We start from the raw sequence: 2,737 nt of genomic DNA, 5'->3' as shown, positions 1-2,737 counted from the left end.
GGCAGATAACAAGCGTATCAATCTCCCTAAAGGACGATTATTCGCCGAACATTATTCTTCAAAAGAATTGGATATGAATAAAGGAAATACCATAGAAGATTTTTTTTGTAAGCAATTCATTAAGTCTGGTTATCAAGACCGTTTCTTTTTTGAACTGTCATCAAACAAAAAAAGAGTAAAAGCTATTAGTCGAATTTGTCATAATATGATGGATATTATAAATGAGAATAAGATTGTCGAGGTCTATAATTCTACGGATTTAATCCATTTGACAGATAGACTTCGTGAATTATCTAAAGAGAAAGAAGGATATTGCATCGGTTTTTTTGAGCTGGATCAAAAATGGGCAGATATATCAGAGGCTATAAATGCAGGAATACAGTCGAATTTTGGCTTTGCCATAATATTGTCTGATGGAATTGCTTGTATATGTGAAGAAACCGGTATAACCAATAGAAGAGCTGTAATATTACACTCCATATCCAAATTGAAAGAATAACAAGCGGCTCAACCTCCCCTTAAAGGTCGGTTAGCTGCCAAACATTATCCGCAACTAAAAATCAAAAAGGAATATGAAAGAATTAGAAAACAACTGGATGAAAAAATGGGAATCGGTAAAAGAAAAAACCGTCTGCCCTGTTGACCTCAATACTTATTTTGAGCAAGAAGAAATTGCAGGAAAATCGTTAACGACGATTAATATCGGTTCTTGCGATTTGCCGAGTGGAAATCTTTTGGTACGAGATCCATTGGTATATCTCCCAAACAGAAACGAACGTCCATATTTTCAGAACGCTCCTGCGGGTAAATATGAAACGGAAATTTGTGTAATCAAATCTGACGACGAGGATTGCGACCGTTATGCCGCAGTACGTTTGCGCTTCAATGAAAAGCGGGCTGTTCGATTCTATGAAGCATTAGTTGGGAATGAAAACCTTGAAACATTGGAAGAGGGTGATTACTTTGGATTTTGTGTAGATGCTGGTTTAGGATGTGTATGTGATGAAATTATCCACCGTATTTATTGCGACTGGGATGAACAATGGCGCAAAGATAATCCCGATGATAATCCTTATGATGGATATTTTGCTGCATTATTCAAAGAAAACTATTATCTCCATCCAGAATATCAACGTGCAGGCGGAGACTGGTTAAATTGGCAAGTGCCGGGGACGGAGTATCATATTCCCATTTTTCAATCAGGGTTCGGAGATGGTACGTATCCGGTTTATTGGGGCATAGACGAAGGCGGCGAAATATGTCAGTTGGTAATTCAGTTTATTGATATAGAATTAGCCTATGGCAATGATGAAGAGAATTAATGTGCGGATAACAAATAAATAAGCAACCCTAACAGTTGCTATTTACAACCCATTCCAATAATAGAAAATTAAAAATGAAAAATAAATTAATTGATGAATTGGAGAAAACTATAGAATTCCTACATCAGACAGGTTGGCATAAACAAGCGGTTTGGTATGAGAATAAGTTGAAACTAATAAAAGAAAGTGAAGAAGGCTGCGCATCCTTTTATCAAAACCTCCATGAAGTTGATGCTTCACTTACAGGCATGGGGTCGTTCTCTGATCTACCAGTGAAACAAGAGTTTGTTGATCAACAATGGGATTTGGTAGAAAGAATCCATCAATTAATTTTAGAAAACATTGGTAACAATCACCTAAACTGCTAAACGCAGTTAGCTGAAACACATTAGTCGCTTGAAAAATAAAAAAAGAAAATGAGTAAGATAATGATATGGGTCGGTCAATTCGATTCCGAAGCTGACTTTGAGAAATATATGGATCAATCGGCTTTCCGTCAATGGTGGAAAGATTACGATGAAGACAATAAGGAACTTCGTTGCCAGTTCTGTAAGGAGCTTGGTGTAATGAGCTATGATGAGGATTTTCTTATTATGAAATTCACATCTGACGGCTTGGCAGGATTACTTAACCTTATTCCTGCTGATACCCAAAAGATAAGTCTGTCGATGGCTGATAAAAATATTACAATGGCAAATGCTGTTATCTGCTATAATTGTCGTGAGGGTATATCTCCTAAGAAGGCAGAGAATACCACAACCATGACTTATCTTGGTACGTTTGAGTTTGAACTGTCGCCTGAAGGAATGCAAGGGTCTAATGCTGGATTAGAATATATGATTTGGATTGGCACAACCGCTAAAAGTCGGGAAGAATTTATGGAGTATTTCAATCAAGATGAGTACATGAAAGAAATACGAGATTACGAAGAAGGTCGTACAAAGAAACGTCCCAATCCGGAACATCGCTGTCAGTTCTGTAAAGACGTTAATATAAAGTATTACTATCCAGAATTTCTAACTGTGGAAATTAAGGATGAACCCGAAAATCCTTTTAATCTTGTTAGAATGATGATTGATAACAAACTTGTCCTTGACTGGTATATTGAGTCCGATATTGATGAATACCACATAAAGCCATCAAATTGTATTGTGTGCTATATACCCAATGGTTTCAAGGACAACAAAAGGAATCAAAAAATCTTTATTAAGAAGAAAAATTATGATTCATATGAAACACCTGAAAAATTTGTGAATGAATTAGACAGTTACAACGGTATTCAATATTTGGAAACTTATATTGCAGAATAAAGCGACTAACAAACGGATAAATTTCCCTTAAAGGTCGATTATCCACTGGACATTAATCGCTGAGAAAAATATGAATAATTGGATTGAAACATCAGGAAGCCCATT

4 protein-coding genes are annotated in these 2,737 nt (G+C 36.1%); all 4 read left to right on the top strand.

Annotated elements, in window-relative coordinates:
• On the top strand, window positions 1-499 hold a 499-nt coding region (locus KTR07_RS27910; RefSeq protein WP_371737233.1), incomplete at its 5' end, for a hypothetical protein.
• Window positions 500-572: 73 nt separating this feature from the next.
• Complete coding sequence (locus tag KTR07_RS27905; RefSeq protein WP_004327342.1) at window positions 573-1,322, top strand: DUF4241 domain-containing protein; 750 nt, start codon at window positions 573-575, stop codon at window positions 1,320-1,322.
• A gap of 74 nt (window positions 1,323-1,396) precedes the next feature.
• A complete protein-coding gene (locus KTR07_RS27900; RefSeq protein ID WP_115501953.1) occupies window positions 1,397-1,690 on the top strand; it encodes a hypothetical protein in 294 nt (97 codons plus the stop codon).
• Window positions 1,691-1,738: 48 nt separating this feature from the next.
• Window positions 1,739-2,632 carry an immunity 22 family protein gene (locus KTR07_RS27895; RefSeq protein ID WP_005647542.1) on the top strand — a complete coding sequence of 298 codons (894 nt, stop codon included), beginning with the start codon at window positions 1,739-1,741 and terminating at the stop codon, window positions 2,630-2,632.
• Window positions 2,633-2,737 lie beyond the last annotated feature (105 nt).

This window comes from Bacteroides sp. MSK.20.82, assembly GCF_019052485.1.
Classification (GTDB): Bacteria; Bacteroidota; Bacteroidia; order Bacteroidales; family Bacteroidaceae; genus Bacteroides; species Bacteroides thetaiotaomicron.
This window is presented reverse-complemented; position numbering and strand designations above follow the sequence as displayed.